The organism is Candidatus Thiodiazotropha endolucinida, from assembly GCF_001715975.1.
In the GTDB taxonomy this organism is placed as follows: Bacteria; Pseudomonadota; Gammaproteobacteria; order Chromatiales; family Chromatiaceae; genus Thiodiazotropha; species Thiodiazotropha endolucinida.
The window spans coordinates 93,007-108,742 of sequence record NZ_MARB01000012.1 but is presented as its reverse complement, the minus strand read 5'-3'; the positions used below and the strand labels follow the sequence as shown (position 1 = coordinate 108,742).

General features: G+C 51.9%; 15 protein-coding genes. 12 read left to right on the top strand and 3 right to left on the bottom strand.

Annotated elements, in window-relative coordinates; genetic code table 11:
* Nucleotides 1-403 precede the first annotated feature (403 nt).
* From CODIS_RS11595 to CODIS_RS11570, 6 genes are all read left to right on the top strand, one after another.
* Entirely contained in the window at nucleotides 404-781 is a 378-nt protein-coding gene (locus CODIS_RS11595; RefSeq protein WP_235615202.1) for a globin domain-containing protein, read from the top strand.
* A gap of 309 nt (nucleotides 782-1,090) precedes the next feature.
* Nucleotides 1,091-3,673, top strand: coding sequence for a leucine--tRNA ligase (leuS, locus tag CODIS_RS11590; RefSeq protein ID WP_069124970.1), 2,583 nt, complete (start codon nucleotides 1,091-1,093; stop codon nucleotides 3,671-3,673).
* On the top strand, nucleotides 3,663-4,172 hold the full coding sequence (locus CODIS_RS11585) for an LPS-assembly lipoprotein LptE (RefSeq protein ID WP_162420201.1): 510 nt from the start codon (nucleotides 3,663-3,665) through the stop codon (nucleotides 4,170-4,172). Before leuS ends, CODIS_RS11585 begins: the two co-directional genes overlap by 11 nt.
* 20 nt (nucleotides 4,173-4,192) lie before the next feature.
* Nucleotides 4,193-5,203, top strand: a complete 1,011-nt coding sequence (holA, locus tag CODIS_RS11580) for a DNA polymerase III subunit delta (RefSeq protein WP_069124969.1) — start codon at nucleotides 4,193-4,195, stop codon at nucleotides 5,201-5,203.
* 162 nt (nucleotides 5,204-5,365) lie between these two features.
* The gene (locus tag CODIS_RS11575; RefSeq protein WP_069124968.1) at nucleotides 5,366-5,614 is read left to right on the top strand and encodes a hypothetical protein; all 249 of its coding nucleotides are present in this window, start codon (nucleotides 5,366-5,368) and stop codon (nucleotides 5,612-5,614) included.
* Nucleotides 5,615-5,773: 159 nt separating this feature from the next.
* A complete protein-coding gene (locus tag CODIS_RS11570; protein ID WP_083220713.1) occupies nucleotides 5,774-6,025 on the top strand; it encodes an EF-hand domain-containing protein in 252 nt (83 codons plus the stop codon).
* A gap of 25 nt (nucleotides 6,026-6,050) precedes the next feature.
* Here CODIS_RS11570 and CODIS_RS11565 read toward each other — a convergent pair whose 3' ends face one another.
* Nucleotides 6,051-6,566: a retropepsin-like aspartic protease gene (locus CODIS_RS11565; protein ID WP_069124967.1), complete on the bottom strand. Its 516-nt coding sequence runs from the start codon at nucleotides 6,564-6,566 to the stop codon at nucleotides 6,051-6,053.
* Between the two features lie 393 nt (nucleotides 6,567-6,959).
* Here CODIS_RS11565 and CODIS_RS11560 point away from each other — a divergent pair, with 393 nt between their 5' ends.
* The 4 genes from CODIS_RS11560 to CODIS_RS11545 all read left to right on the top strand — a co-directional run bounded on the left by CODIS_RS11560 (nucleotide 6,960) and on the right by CODIS_RS11545 (nucleotide 10,315).
* Nucleotides 6,960-8,231 (top strand): glutamate-5-semialdehyde dehydrogenase, encoded by a 1,272-nt coding sequence (locus tag CODIS_RS11560; protein WP_069124966.1) that lies wholly within the window; start codon nucleotides 6,960-6,962, stop codon nucleotides 8,229-8,231.
* 14 nt (nucleotides 8,232-8,245) lie between these two features.
* Nucleotides 8,246-8,896, top strand: a complete 651-nt coding sequence (gene nadD, locus CODIS_RS11555) for a nicotinate-nucleotide adenylyltransferase (RefSeq protein WP_069124965.1) — start codon at nucleotides 8,246-8,248, stop codon at nucleotides 8,894-8,896.
* A gap of 82 nt (nucleotides 8,897-8,978) precedes the next feature.
* Nucleotides 8,979-9,338 (top strand): ribosome silencing factor, encoded by a 360-nt coding sequence (rsfS, locus tag CODIS_RS11550; protein ID WP_069124964.1) that lies wholly within the window; start codon nucleotides 8,979-8,981, stop codon nucleotides 9,336-9,338.
* A gap of 8 nt (nucleotides 9,339-9,346) precedes the next feature.
* Nucleotides 9,347-10,315, top strand: a complete 969-nt coding sequence (locus CODIS_RS11545; protein WP_069124963.1) for a helix-turn-helix transcriptional regulator — start codon at nucleotides 9,347-9,349, stop codon at nucleotides 10,313-10,315.
* A 25-nt stretch (nucleotides 10,316-10,340) separates the two neighbouring features.
* On the opposite strand, the gene CODIS_RS11540 is transcribed toward CODIS_RS11545, so the two are convergent.
* Both CODIS_RS11540 and CODIS_RS11535 read right to left on the bottom strand, forming a co-directional pair.
* Entirely contained in the window at nucleotides 10,341-10,595 is a 255-nt protein-coding gene (locus CODIS_RS11540; RefSeq protein ID WP_069124962.1) for a hypothetical protein, read from the bottom strand.
* A 20-nt stretch (nucleotides 10,596-10,615) separates the two neighbouring features.
* The gene (locus tag CODIS_RS11535) at nucleotides 10,616-12,448 is read right to left on the bottom strand and encodes a Na/Pi cotransporter family protein (RefSeq protein ID WP_069124961.1); all 1,833 of its coding nucleotides are present in this window, start codon (nucleotides 12,446-12,448) and stop codon (nucleotides 10,616-10,618) included.
* 558 nt (nucleotides 12,449-13,006) lie between these two features.
* Between CODIS_RS11535 and CODIS_RS11530 the strand changes: the two genes are divergently transcribed.
* Both CODIS_RS11530 and CODIS_RS11525 read left to right on the top strand, forming a co-directional pair.
* A complete protein-coding gene (locus tag CODIS_RS11530; RefSeq protein WP_069124960.1) occupies nucleotides 13,007-14,473 on the top strand; it encodes a hemolysin family protein in 1,467 nt (488 codons plus the stop codon).
* Nucleotides 14,457-15,722, top strand: coding sequence for a hemolysin family protein (locus CODIS_RS11525; RefSeq protein WP_069124959.1), 1,266 nt, complete (start codon nucleotides 14,457-14,459; stop codon nucleotides 15,720-15,722). Before CODIS_RS11530 ends, CODIS_RS11525 begins: the two co-directional genes overlap by 17 nt.
* Nucleotides 15,723-15,736 lie beyond the last annotated feature (14 nt).

Below are 15,736 nucleotides of genomic sequence, written 5' to 3'. Positions count from 1 at the left end.
CGTAATATACCATTTATGTCGCTTTGGAGATGTAACTTATCATGGATGAGAAGAAAAAAAGATTCTTAGTTGCCGATTCAGACCTCAAACAGCGAATGAGGTCATCTCCGCGAATCTCCCCAAGGCCTGTTATAACGATTCCAATAGGCGCTTTTCAATTGCAACCTACAGTGTTGCGGCCACATAGCGGCACTATTTTTCGCTCGTCTAATGTGAATGCAAATCTCTCATTCTGCCTTGTAGGACACAAAAAAGGTCCCAGCAGAACCGTTTGCACAAATATTAACAGACCCTGGTTAATGTCTGGGTGCTAACGGCCGATACTAGTAGTGCAATAGGCTGGTATTAACTGTCGGATATGAATCAACACAATCTCGAAATATTTAATCGAAGTTTGCAGCGGGTGACTTCATCGCCAGCCTTTTTCGACTGTTTTTACGATAATTTCATCAACCAGTCCGATGAAATCAGCAGGTTTTTCAAGAATAGAGATATGGCGCAGTTGAAAAAAAAGTTGCGCGAGACCCTGTTCATGCTTGCTGAAACCGCCGAGGGGCGGCCAGGGCTGACACTCTATATCGAGATGTTGGGGCGCATACACAAGCGCCTGAATGTTCAGCGCAAGCACTTCAACATGTGGGAAGAGGCGTTGTTGGAGGCGGTCAAGATCTATGATGATGAATACGATGACGAGGTCCTGGCCGCATGGCTGTACGTGATCGACGAAGTTATCGAAACAATGTTTTCCGCCCTGGAAGAAGCAAGATTAAAGGCCTCTTAGACCTACTATGAGCCTGACTTAAATTCCTGTTTCCACATAAGTCCGCCACTTAGACATTCACCCTGTAAACAGTATTATCAAACTCTAGTCACCAAGATTAAGAATGAGTATGCGTGGTCATCTCAGGGTGTGAGTTCGCATCTATTGGTGCTTGAATTCATCGAGACCTGGGTGTGACGTCTTTCTGTCAGCAGCCAGCTGCGGTATCCTTCCGCGATATTAAGCGCTTTGGCGCGAACCGGGGCCATTCTCTGCGGGACATGCCTTCCGGTCAATCCATATTTAACAACGATCCAGTCGGACCATAACATGCATAAAAACTACGAACCTGCAGCCCTCGAGGCAGAGGTGCAGGCATACTGGGAGACAGAAAAGACCTTTGAGGTCGAAGAGGATCCGGGTAAAGAGAAATTTTACTCCCTCTCCATGTTTCCATACCCCAGCGGTAAGCTGCATATGGGGCATGTGCGTAATTACACTATCGGTGATGTGATTGCCCGATATCAACGTATGCTGGGCAAAAACGTGCTGCAACCCATGGGCTGGGATGCCTTTGGTCTTCCTGCGGAGAATGCGGCGTTGAAGAACAGGGTTGCTCCGGCCGGGTGGACATATGACAACATCGCCTATATGAAGGGCCAGTTGATTCGGCTCGGTTTCGGCTACGATTGGCGCCGGGAGCTGGCAACCTGTCAACCCGGTTACTATAAGTGGGAGCAGTGGTTGTTCACCGAGCTCTTCAAAAAGGGTTTGGTGTACCGCAAGCATGCCGTTGTCAACTGGGATCCGGTGGATCAGACAGTTCTGGCCAATGAGCAGGTCATCGACGGTCGTGGCTGGCGCTCAGGGGCTCTGGTCGAGCGGCGTGAGATTCCACAATGGTTCGTCAAGATCACCGACTACGCGGATGAACTGCTGGATGAGATCGATAATCTGGAGGGTTGGCCCGAGCAGGTGCGTACCATGCAGCGTAACTGGATCGGCCGTTCCTTTGGTGTCGAGATGGTATTCGATATCGATGCATCGGATGAACCTCTGACCATCTATACAACGCGCCCTGACACCTTGATGGGGGTCACTTATGTCGCCGTCGCCGCTGAACATCCGTTGGCGTTGAAGGCTGCAGAAACGAATGATCGGCTCGCGGCCTTTATAGAAGAGTGTCGCCGGGGCGGGACCTCCGAGGCCGATCTGGAGACGATCGAGAAAAAAGGAATTCCGCTTGGGATCGATGCGATCCATCCGGTAAGCGGTGAAGCGGTACCCATCTATGCCGCGAACTTTGTGTTGATGGGTTATGGAACGGGGGCGGTCATGGCGGTTCCGGCACATGACGAACGTGATCATGCCTTTGCCCGCGAGTATGGAATTCCGATCAAACAGGTGATCTACCCCAGCGAGGGCGCCAATCCTGATATATCGGCCGCTGCCTATACCGAGTCGGGTGCTCTGCGGGATTCGGGACCCTTTAACGGCCTTTCGTCGGCCGCCGCCTTCGATGCCATAGCGGAGTGGCTGCAGGAAAGGGGCAAAGGACAAAAGACCAAACAGTATCGTCTGCGCGACTGGGGGCTTTCACGCCAGCGCTACTGGGGTGCGCCGATACCCATGATTCACTGTGATAACTGCGGGATTGTTCCAGTGCCGCTGGAAGATTTGCCGGTGCGGCTGCCCGAAGACATCGTCTACGACGAAAACACGATCAATCCGATTAAAGATAATCCCGCATTCTCTGCCTGCAGTTGTCCGGAGTGTGGTGGAGAGGCGCAACGGGAGACAGATACCTTCGATACCTTTATGGAATCGAGTTGGTACTATGCGCGTTTCACCTGTCCTGATGCCAATGCCATGCTCGATGACCGGGCAGACTATTGGTTGCCTGTCGACCACTATATAGGCGGTATCGAACATGCGGTGTTGCACCTTTTATATGCCCGTTTCTATCACAAACTGTTGCGCGATGCCGGTCTGGTGAAGAGCGATGAGCCATTCACGCGTCTGTTGACCCAGGGAATGGTTGTCGCGGACACCTATTATCGGGATCAGGATGACGGATCCAAGCACTGGTATAACCCTACCGAGGTTGAGGTTGAGCGTGATCAGAAGGGACGCCCACTTTCAGCCTGCCTGCAGGAGGATGGCGGACCGGTTATCATCGGCGGCATCGAAAAGATGTCGAAGTCAAAGAATAACGGGGTTGATCCACAGGCGCTCATCGATCGCTATGGGGCCGATACGGTTCGTCTCTATACCATGTTTACATCCCCGCCAGACCAGTCATTGGAGTGGAATGACGAGGGGGTCGAGGGTGCGCATCGATTTCTCAGGCGCTTGTGGGCGTTGGCGGAGGCTATCTACGCCAAGCCGATGGCAGCGGAGACGGCAGTGGAAGAACTGGCTGAATCCCAGAAGACGGCACGGCGGGAAATTCATGAGTTATTGAAAAAAGCCCTTTATGACTACGAGCGTCAGCGTTTCAACAATGTCGTGTCTGCCTGTATGGGGATGATAAATATCCTCTACAAGCTGGGAGACGCACCTGCGGATCATCAGCTGCTGCGTGAAGGCGTATCCCTGGTATTACGCCTGCTGGCGCCGATCGCACCTCACGTAACCCATCGCCTTTGGTGTGATCTGGGGTATGGGGATGAGATACTCGACAGCGAATGGCCACAACCCGATGAGGCTGCCCTGAAACAGGAGAGCCTGCCCTATGTGGTACAGGTTAACGGCAAGGTGCGGGCAACCATACAGGTACCTGCGGATGCCGAAAAACAGGCTATCGAGGCCTTGGCGCTGGCAAATGACAATGTGCAGCGATTTATCGGTGAGGCGACTGTCAGGAAGACCATTGTGGTGCCGAATAAACTGGTGAATATCGTTGCCAAATAGTTCAGTGCATATTCGCCATCAACTGCTTTGGAGCGTGCTGATATCGGTCCTTTTCGCGGGTTGCGGTTTCCACCTCAAGGGGTATGGGCAGCTGTCACCCGCACTGAATGGGCTCTATATCTCCGGTTTTGAGAAACGGGAGAGCCTGGCCGCTGTTCTGTATGACAATTTACAGGGCAGGGGTGCGGTAATGGCCGGTGATGAAGCCTCAGCAAAGCTGAATATCGAGGTCGTAGAGGAAAGGTTCACCAGCAGAGTGCTATCGGTGGATGCCGGCGGCAAGGCGCTGGACAAGGAACTGCATCTATCTGCCGTGATTCGTGCCAGGGTGCCGGGTAGCGGTGAACCGGGCGTGGAGCAGCAGCTGGATCTGTTGCGTCAGCTCAGTTTCAGTGGTGACGATGAGCTCGGCCAAAGAAGTGAAACCAGCTTGATGAAATATGATATGCGAAATGAAATGGCGGAACAGATCATTCGTCGTCTCGAAGCCATCAAATAGCGATATTCTCGGGATTCCACATGCGTCTGCGCAATGAACAACTGGAAAACCATCTGCAGCAACAGCTTGCCCCTGTCTATCTGTTGAGCGGTGACGAACCCTTACAGATGCAAGAGGCGGGGGATGCGATAAGGCATGCAGCGCATCGGCAGGGATACAGCGAACGTGAAGTCCTGGATCAGGTGGGTGGATTTGACTGGTCGAGTCTGAACACTGCCGCCGAAAGCCTTTCGCTGTTTGGTGAGAAACGGCTACTGGAGCTACGCCTCAACAGTGGAAAACTGGGTGCAGAAGGGGGGAAATCCCTCGGCGCCTACTGCCAGCGTCCGGCAATCGATACCATCTTGCTGATAACACTTCCCAAATTGGAACGGATGCAGGCAAACAGCAAGTGGTATCAGGCGGTTGAGCGGACAGGTGTGGTGGTACAGATCTGGCCGGTTGAAGGGAAGCGGCTGGTCCCCTGGATCGAGCAGCGCTTGCGACGCGCGGGACTGATACCGGAAACAGGTGTGGTGGAGATGCTTGCAGATCGGGTCGAGGGAAATCTGCTTGCGGCCAGCCAAGAGATAGAGAAACTGTTGCTGTTGTATGGTCAGGGTGTGGTTACACCGGAAAAGCTCATCGAGGCCGTGGCTGATAGTGCCCGGTTCGATATCTTTACCCTCGTCGATACCCTGCTTGTGGGCGATATCACCAAGGGGAGCCGTATTTTGCAGGGTCTGAAGGGTGAGGGTGTTGCGGCACCGGTGGTGCTTTGGGCATTAAGCCGGGAGATTCGTCTGCTCGCCGAAATGGGCTTTGAGATAAGGTTGGGCGTGGGTGTGGACCAGGTAATGGCTAAACACCACGTCTGGGACAGGCGTAAGCCGATCCTGCGCAGGGCATTGCAGCGACAGGTGGATCATTGGCAGCGTCTGTTATCGGATTGCGCGCTGGCGGATAAGGCAATAAAGGGGCTGGATTCTGCGGATCCCTGGTTGTTGTTTCAACAGCTCGCAAGGGGTATGGCGGGCATACCTCAGATGTGACCTGTTGCTCACAGTGCCCAGGGAGATAATGGTTTGTAATGGGCATAACGCTTATTTGTGAACCAGGTCAAGCCATTAATTCTTCCCGCATAGTCAGATCTGCCACCCAAGGCCGCTATCCTGGCGGCCTGGGATTCAAACAACATCAACAAGGAGCAGGTGATGAAAAAAATCCTAATAAATCAAGTTTTTGCAATTATAACATTAGGTGGGGTGTGTAGCGTCACAGCCGCTGAAGACGCGTTCATGAAGCTGGATCGAAATGCAGATGGTTTCATCTCCGCAGAAGAGTCGATTGTAAGCGAGGCACTCTATAAGAACTGGTCAACTGTCGATGCCAATAACGACGGCAGAATCGATTCCGCCGAGTTCAGCGCCTTTGAAATTAAAAGTGAAAACAGCGAGAAATAAGGAGTAACCCTAAAAACCCATTTTTGCTGGGAATTAAAGTTGTGTTTTTGTGATTGACTTCACTTAAATTCTTCCCCCAGCGGTGTCTCATGAAATACCGGAGGGCCCAGACAGGGCTTTTTGGATCGAAAATCATTACATTCCGTTAAGGAGAACATTATGAATAAAAAAACTATCCTCCATTCTGCAGTAGCTCTGGCAGCAGCAGGTTTTCTTACCGCAGCGGTTGCTGGCGAGGATGCATTCAGCAAACTCGACGCCAATGCTGATGGTGCCATCTCTTCTGAAGAGGCGACAGCTCACGAGGCGCTCTATAAGGGCTGGGAAACCGCCGATGCGAATCAGGATGGACAAGTTGATGCGGCCGAGTTCAGTGCATTCGAGGCTAGCAGCGCCCCTGAAGGCAAATAACTTCGGTAGGGAGTAGGATCTCCTTTTAGGGGGTCTTAATACCGGCGGCCAGCTTAGTCTGGTTGCCGGTCTCCGCCTTAACCAGATGGCAATTACTCAACTGTAGCTGTGGTGGTTGGGTGGAAAAAATAAAAGGTGCGGTCTTCGACAATGCGCTCAACCCCAGGATCTGACGTGTCTTACCGGGAAACACCGCGACGTCAACCTCCTTCAACAGGCATTCATCGCCGATTCGAACATTCGAGATCTTGTAGACAGGTACATTCAACTCATCTCCATTGGCTAATACTCCCTTCAAATTCCGTAAGTAGCGTGGACTGCCACTGGCCTGCAACTCGCTCAGAGTAACCTCATTGATAGTCATATAACTGGAGCCTGTATCGACCATGAACTCTGTTTCCGGCATGTCTCCGATCTTACCCGCTATATAGTAGGTGCTGGCGCCCTTGGAGAACATGGGTACATCAAAGATGAACTGCTCCGCCCATAGCTGACCGCTATAACCGAGTATCAACAGGGTACTTAGAAGTGTTTTGATCATGGCCGTAGGCTTTGCTCGATATCTATCTTTACTCACAACATAGATCGGTTGGATTCTGTCGAACTTAAGTAATTTGGTGATCAGAAGAGGCAATAATTCAATTCAGCGATGGCGAATGGTTTCGGTCATTGAAGTCTCGGTGAGATAATTACTTATTATTATCAATAAGATGTAAATAATCTGATGAGAAGATCAGGGGGGCTCACGAATTGTCTCCATAAATTTATTATGGTTTTTGAGATACACGCATTTGAGAAGCGGGTGCACTGCCGGTCGGGGGAGGACCGGATCAAGGATGGCGTTATTTTGTTCGAGATTTGTTAAAGTTAGCAGCTTAATTGATCCAGCTGCCTAAACCTAGGCTGCAGTAATTAACGAGACAACCATACGATCATGTCAAAACAGATTTCCGATGTCGCCAGCTACATGACAGCGCTCGGTGGAGAGGCCCGCCAGGCCTCAAGGGTGCTTGCCAGCGCCACTACCGCGCAAAAAAACAGAGCTCTCGAGGCCATTGCCGATGAACTGGGTGTGTCCAGAGAGAGGTTGATGGCGGAAAACAGCAAGGATCTGGAGGCGGGTGCGGAGAAAGGGCTGGACGCAGCCTTGCTGGATCGCCTCGAACTGACGCCTGGGCGAATCGACAGCATGATCGAGGGTTTGCGTCAGATTGCCGCTCTTTCCGATCCCATCGGCGAGATCTTTGATATGAAGTATCTCCCGAGCGGGATCCAGGTGGGTCGTATGCGGGTGCCTTTGGGGGTCGTCGGCATCATTTACGAATCACGTCCCAATGTCACAGCCGATGCTGCGGCACTCTGTATGAAATCCGGTAATGCCGCAGTGTTGCGGGGTGGCAGCGAGGCCTACTATTCCAACCAGGCAATTGCGGCTTCGATTCATAGCGGTTTACGAAAAGCGGGCCTGCCTCAGGAAGCGGTACAGGTGGTGGCCACCACCGACCGCTCTGCCGTGGGTCAGATGATCACCATGCCTGAATCAATCGATGTCATTATTCCACGCGGAGGCAAAGGCCTGATCGAGCGTATCAGCCAGGAAGCCAGAGTGCCGGTAATCAAGCATCTGGACGGGATCTGTCATGTCTATATCGATGACCAGGCCGATCTTGACAAGGCATTTGCAGTGGCGATGAACGCCAAAACTCAACGCTATGGCACCTGTAACACAATGGAGACCCTGCTGGTGGCGGATGGGGTCGCTGAACAGACCCTCTCAAAGATTGGCGGTGCGCTGATCGACAAGGGGGTCGAACTGCGGGGGTGTGAACGCACGCGGGAGATCGTTGCCGACTGTCAGCCAGCGACCGAGGCTGATTGGGATACAGAGTATCTGGCGCCGATACTCTCCATCAAGGTTGTCGCAGGCCTGGAACAGGCCATTGCTCATATCAATCGCCACAGTTCTCAGCATACTGATGCCATTGTGACCGAGAATTACACACGTGCCCGCCGTTTTCTCACCGAAGTGGATTCAAGCTCGGTGATGGTAAACGCCTCGACCCGTTTCGCGGATGGATTCGAATATGGCTTGGGCGCTGAAATCGGTATCTCGACAGACAAGTTCCACGCTCGGGGCCCGGTCGGCCTGGAGGGGCTGACCTCGGTAAAGTTCATCGTGCTTGGTGATGGTCACATCCGTAGCTGACTAGACGCGAGAAGATGATCGGCATTTTCGGTGGCACCTTCGATCCGATTCACTTCGGCCATCTGCGCACTGCGCTGGATGTGATGCAAACTGTCGGGCTGGATGAGGTCCGATTCATCCCCCTGCATGGCGCGGTACACCGCGATCAGCCCAAGACACCCGCAGATCTGAGACTCGAAATGGTGCGCCTCGCAACGCGACAGCAACAGGGTTTTGTTGTCGACGACAGGGAGATACGGCGTGCAGGGGATTCCTATACGGTGGATACTCTCGCCAGTTTGCGAAAAGAACAACCTGACAGGTCGTTATGCCTGTTGTTGGGCATGGATGCATTTGACGGTTTTCTCGGCTGGCATCGCCCGGATCAGATTCTGCGTCTTGCCCATCTCATTGTGATGAAGCGGCCGGGGGAGGAGCGCTCCAAGGAATCAAAGGTTGAAATGCTGCTTGATGCCCGTCTCGTCTCCAACCCTGCGCAACTCAGGGATCGGGATTGTGGCATGATCCTGCACCAGCCGGTTACCCAGCTTGATATTTCAGCGAGCAAGATCCGTAGCCTGGTTGCCGAGGGGCGGACTCCACGCTTTCTGCTACCGGAGGCGGTGCTGCAACTCATTGAAAACAAACATCTCTATCTGACGGATCATGCAAAAGAGCCACAATAGGTTATGCTTGACCTTAAGATTGGGTAAAATCGCACCCCACCGGTGATTCGGTCACTTTTTTAGGCAACAGACACAGGACTCAATGCAAATAGAAGAACTCAGAGACGTCGTTCTGCAGGCGCTGGACGACATGAAAGCTAAGGATGTGGTGGTACTGGATGTACGAGGAAAGACCAGCATAACAGATATCATGGTTGTCGCCAGCGGCACCTCTGACAGGCATGTGAAATCGATTGCCCAGACAGTGGCCTTCAAAGCGAAACAAGCCGGTGAAGCCCCGCTCGGTACCGAGGGGATGGAAGATGGTGAATGGGCCCTGGTGGACCTTAACGGTGTCGTGGTGCATGTGATGCAGCCAAAGGTGCGGGATTTCTACCATCTGGAAAGACTCTGGTCTCTGGATGAGCCGGACAACCCTGCGCAGAAACTTAAATCTATTTGACACCTTGCATGGATCGGTTCGACCGGATTTTTGAGCTCAACCGTATCCTGCAGACAGCCCGCTATCCGGTTTCGAGACATCGATTGGAACAGGAGCTGGAGTGTTCCCGGGCCACTGTGAAGCGCCTCATCGAAGAGATGCGTCTCTACCTCAATGCACCGATCGTCTATGATCGAAAACTCAACGGCTATCGATACGATCCGAATGAAGGGGAGATGTATGAACTGCCGGGACTCTGGTTCAATGCCTCTGAACTGCATGCATTACTCACCGTTCAGCAGTTACTTGAAGCAGTGCAGCCTGGCCTCCTGGAGAGCCACCTGCAACCGTTGCGGCGAAAGATCGACACGCTGCTGGAGCGGCAGCAGGGGCAGGGTGGTGAATCGCTCACAAACAGGATTCGACTGATACGAGCCGCCGCCCGGCCCTCCAGTCCGTTCTTTACCCTCATTGCAGGAAGCCTGGCAGCCAGGCGCCGGATCTATCTCACCTATTACAACCGATCAGGTGATACGCTTAGCGAGCGCGAGGTGTCTCCACAACGCCTCACCCACTATCGCGACAATTGGTATCTGGATGCCTGGTGTCATTTGCGTGAGGGAATACGTACCTTTGCCATGGATTCGATTCGGCAAGCAAGGCAGCTGGATTATGCCGCGAAAGAGGTGGAGGAAGAGCAGCTGGAACACCACTTTGCCGATACCTACGGCATATTTTCGGGGCAAGCCAATCATCTGGCAGTCGTGCGCTTCACACCCCGTGCAGCCAAGTGGGTGGCCTCTGAAGAGTGGCACCCCAAACAACAGTTTCGCTGGCTGGAGGATGGGCGATACGAATTGACATTACCCTACGGCAACCCTGAGGAACTACTGATGGATCTATTGAAATATGGTCCTGATGTGGAAATTATTTCACCGCCTGATCTGCGTCAAGCAATTCGGCAGCGCCTGCTTGATGCACTGGATAACTATAAATAGTGATTGTCAGCGTGTTCACGCTTACCTAACACTTGCTTTTCAGCTCCTTGAAACGCCGAATCGCCTTTTTACGCTGAGTATGGATGATTTTGACCTCGGTTGACAGGCGCTTGCGTTTTGTTCGGTCCTTTTCGTTGGCCAGTTTCTCTTTGACTACGCGTTCCTGCTTTTTTAGTTTCTTTAAGAGTTCTGAGATGCGGTCGCATTTGGCCCTATCCTTTTTTTTGCCTGAATCGAGCAGGTCCATCAATTTTTTTACGATTTTCTCTGGTGGGGGCATGGTGGCTACCTCTTCGTTATCTATCTGTCTTGTGCTTTTTCTTCGGCCTCGACCTCTTCGATGATCTGTTCCAGTTCATCTTCGTTGAGTGCGATATCCTGTTCCGCCTCTCTGAGATCAAGTGCGCGTGCGGCGAACAGTATCTCCGCCATGTCGATCAGATTTTTGGAGATGTCGAAGGTGTAGGCGCTGTCATTCATAATCGATGTGGCCATCTTCTCGGTTATCAGGTTCTCACGAATCAGATGATCCAGCGAACCGTTGGCTACCACATCGATCTCTTCAATCTCCGCTTTCAGACCGTCCAGATTGAGGATTGTGATGTTATCCGGATCCTCGGACTGTATCCTTAAATCCCCAAGCTCACGCAGAATGTTACCAATTTGCAACCTGAATTTATTATATTCTGCACGAATATGCTCATTGTCTGAAACCATATAGGTTGCCAGGTTCTTGCGCAAGTGTTTCACGTCCTTCAAGGCCTCCACGATGTGTCGGCCTGCCAGTCTCAGGGAGTAGAGGTCTTCAGAGTACTCCGACGTGATCTGGGTCTGGGCTTCCGAGATATAGCTGACGATGGCACCGTACAGCACCTTGACGTTGCGGCCATACACCTCGTCGATATCGATATCGATAACTTTATGAGGTTTTTCAACGATTTCAGACAGATCGGCCGAGGAGAAAACATCACGCCTGTGGAGACTGACACCATGGGCAATAATCTCCAGGGCATTATCGTAGAGATGCAGGGTTTCCTTGCGTACCGACTCCATCACCGTATCGGGAAATCCCATGGTGGCATCGTAGAGGTATTTGGGTTCAACAACCGAAACCTCCTTTGCCCGCAGCATGCTTTCCAATTTGGTGACAAGCATGCTTATAAACGGCGTCATGACCAATACACCGGTGATGTTGAACAGAGTATGGAATACGGCCAGTTTCAGGGTGTAGTCTTCGTCTGCTATTCCCACCAGGGCGCTGATGCTCTCAACGCCCCACAGAAACTGTTGGATAAAGACGATGGCTATGACACCGGTTATGACATTGAAGACAAGGTGTGCAGCCGCCAGGCGTTTTCCCTCCACATTGGCGCTGAGCGAGCCGAGGATTGCGGTAATACAGGTACCCACGTTGGCGCCTATCGCCAATGCAAGGGCGTTTTCATAGGTGATCTGCCCCGCTGCGAGGCCGGTCAGAATCAATACCAGGGTGGCATGGCTCGATTGCATGACGACGGTGGCGAATATGCCGATGCCGGCAAACAGAAACAGGCCGGGATAGCCGGCAACGGCGAATTCGGTCAGGTCGATGGTGGATTTGAAGGCCTCGAAGCCCTCCTTCATGTGATGAATGCCGAGAAACAGGAAGCCGAGGCCGGCGAGTATGTAGCCTAATCCTTTGTATGTATTGGACTTTTGGAAAACCATGATGATGCCGAATGCCAGCATGGGCATGGCGTAGGCTGAGATTTTCACCTTCAAGCCGAGACCGGCAATCAACCAGGCCCCTGTTGTGGTGCCGATATTGGCGCCGAAGATGATGCCGATACCGGCAGCCAGGGTGATCAGGCCGGCGCTGAGAAAGGAGATGGTGATGACCGACACCAGTGAGCTGGACTGCATGATCGTGGTGCTGACGATACCGAAGCTGAGGCTTTTCCAGTAACGGTTGGTGCTATTGCGCAAGATCCGCTCCAGCGTTCCGCCGGTAAATGCCTTGAAGCCCTCCTCGAGAGACAGCATGCCGAATAGAAAGATGGCGACACCCGCTGCTATCTCCTTGAAATCAGGACTGATCCAGAAGCCATAGGTTAGTATGATCAGAATGCTGGGAAGAAATATTTTTCGTATCATTATCGGACCTGTTTCAAGCTGCCATTATCCTGGCTGTATTATCGAAGTATGTGTATCCGCGCTTTCTACATTGATAGATAGGCAGCACCATGTCTCAATCTGGTGAGGTAAGAGAGAATTTATGGTCGGGATTTCTATTGTATGTTGACTGCTGTCATCATACTGTCATAAAACTGTAACAATTATACGCTAGGGGATGTATTCTTGTTAAACTCATATAGAAGCTGTTCTATGATTCATCCGAACAGCTCGTTCCGGGAGGCAGCAAGATTCCGGCATTTCACCAGGGCTGGTGATTTCAGGTAGAGTTAAACAGGTAGCTGTCGTGCGGTCTTAATTGCTTCGACAGTGTCTCTTCAATCCTGAACGAAAAAAATAACCGGGTTTGTTTTGATTCATGCAGCGGATGAAGCTGTATTTGAAATCCCGATAACTGCAAGCCCATTTAATTGGCCATTGATGATGGGGTTCTGAATCATGCGATCTGATTCAAAAGCCCCGCTTCAGTATTAATCTGTCCGCCCATCGTGGCCGCTAGAAGCCGATTCGGAATAGTTAATGGAAGAGTTGAGAACACTCATCGATTCTCTTGGACTCGCAGAGGTAGACTGGGAGCTGTTGCTGCGCGTCCTGCTTCAAGTGTTCCTGCTTTCTCTGTCGGCCGTTTTCTCCGGCTCCGAGACTGCCCTCTTCTCTCTCAGTCGGATAGATCTGCAAAAACTCAGAAACAGCCGTGACAAGCATTCGGAAAGCATCCATGCCATGCTGGATGAGCCGCGACGCCTGATTATTTCGATCCTATGCGGCAACGAACTGGTGAATATCGCCTCGGCCGCCAATATGGCGGCGATCCTGCTGATGCTCTACGGTGATGCCAACGTCACCTGGTTTAACATCCTCATCATGGTACCGTTGTTGTTGTTGATCGGTGAGGTAACCCCAAAGACCATTGCGGTCAGTTTTCCCGTTAAGTTCGCAACCCGGTTGACAGCAAGAATATTGCCGCGGTGGATCGTTTTTATCACGCCCCTGAGAGAAGCGGTCAGATCGGTATCCGACCGCATCACCACAATGATCGTGGGTGAGGCGATAAGTCGCGAGAACATTCTGCATGCCGATGAACTGCGTACATTATTGGAAGAGGGCGAAGAGAGTGGTGTGATCGAAGCCACCGAACGTGTGCTTATCGATAATGTACTGGAGGCCTCAGAGACAGATATTTCACGGATAATGACGCCCGGCCCACGCATACTTTTCCTGGATGCGGATCTGCCTGTATCTGAACTGATCGAGGCGTTTCGCAGTTTTCAGCATCCCAGGATTCCGGTCTATCAGGGGCACTGGGACAACGTAATCGGCTTTATCCACTCGGAGGATATCCTGCGACTCGTCAGAGGTGGGGGTGATCTGGAGCAGGTTACCCTGGATATGATCCTCAAACCGGCGCATTTCGTACCGCCCACCAAGAAGGTGGATGAGATGTTCGACTATTTTCAGGCCAATAATACCCGGATTTCCATCGTACTCGGCGAATACGGTGAGGTGCTTGGCGTCGTTACCATGAAGGATGTGTTGACCTTCATCTTCGGTGAGATTACCGGAAAGATGGCCGGTTCGGAGTATTACCAGGAAGAGGATGAGAACAGCTACACCGTTCCTGGCGATATGCGCCTTACCGACTTTTACAATCTTACCAACTTCGATATCGAAGATCCCGTGATGGCAACCATCGGAGGCGTGGTATTCCGCCTTTTCGACCGTCTGCCAAATGAGGGGGATAACCTGCGCAACGAAGGCTATGAGTTTATCGTCAAGGAGGTGAAAGGCCTGCGGATCAGCAAGGTGCAGGTGCGTAAAATCGTGGCCAAAGATGAGGAGCCTCCTGTTGTCGAGGATGAAGGCTCAGAGGCGGCAATGGCGGGTAAGGAGAAGGTCGAAGAGGGGATTGAGGAGCCAACCATGATTGATCAAAAGGAGAAGGCAAAGAAGCAATCAGAGGAGGTTGAAAATGAACTGGAGCGTTGAGTTGCTGATGATCCTTTTCTTTCTGTTGTTGAAGGGATTTTTCTCCGGATCGGAGATCGCGATGGTGAACTCTGACAAGTTGAAACTGCGGCATCAGGGGAAACTGGGCAATCGTGGTGCAAATTTGGTTCTCAGGCTGTTCAAAACACCTGATGTGATCCTGGGTACGACCCTGGTCGGTACCAATATCGCCACAGTCACAATATCAACTCTGGGTGCGCTTGTCTGTATCGATCTGTTTGGCAATACCGGCGACCTGATCTCAGTGATCATATTAACACCCATTCTGTTGATCTTTGGCGAAGTAGTGCCGAAAAGTGTATTTCAGCAGGAAGCTGACAGCCTGGTCAGCCGATTGGTCTATATCCTGCGCTTCTTCTCCTATGTATTCTACCCGGTGATCTTCATCTTCAGTCGCGTAGCCAGGTTGGCAACCCGGATTGTGGGAGGCGGCACAGTACCGCAGAATATGTTTATAACCCGCGAGGAGTTGCGGGTGCTGTTGGATGTGTCCGATTCGACCTCTGACATGCAGACCATCGATCGCAAGCGGATCCGAAGAATCATTCGTTTTGCCGATACCACGGTCGGTGAAGCGATGATCCCATTACCGGATGTTGTGGGTATAAATGAAGTGCGGAACATGAAGGAAGCGGTGAGGTTGGTCATGAAGCATGGCTACAATCGCCTGCCCGTCTATCGCGGCAACATTACCAATGTCAAAGGTATACTGACCCTCGATACCTGGGACCTGATGCTACCCGATCTGGAGGATAAACCGATTACCGATTACATCAGCCCGGTACTCTATCTATCCCCGAGGCAGACCATCGATCGTACACTGCCGATGCTGCAGGCAAGGAAGGACCATATGGCTGTGGTGGTGGACGAATTCGGCTCTGCGATCGGCATCCTGACCATGGAAGACGTTTTTGAAGAGGTGGTGGGTGAAATCGATGTAGGGTATGACTTTGATGAATACCAGCCGAAGCGTCGGAACTACATAGAACATGAGAGTGAAAACAGCCACCTTGTGAGCGGCAGAACGCCGATATCGGAGATCAATGATATTTTACATGTGGATTTTCCGGTGGAGGAGGCACTGACGGTGGGTGGCCTGATCGTCAGCCGCCTGCGTAATATACCGTCAGAGGGCGATGCGATTGAAGAGAAAGGCTACCGCCTGACTGTGATAGAGTCTGATGAGCGTTCTGTGCTGAAAGTGAGAATCGAAAGACAACTGGGGTGAAATAATCACTAAAT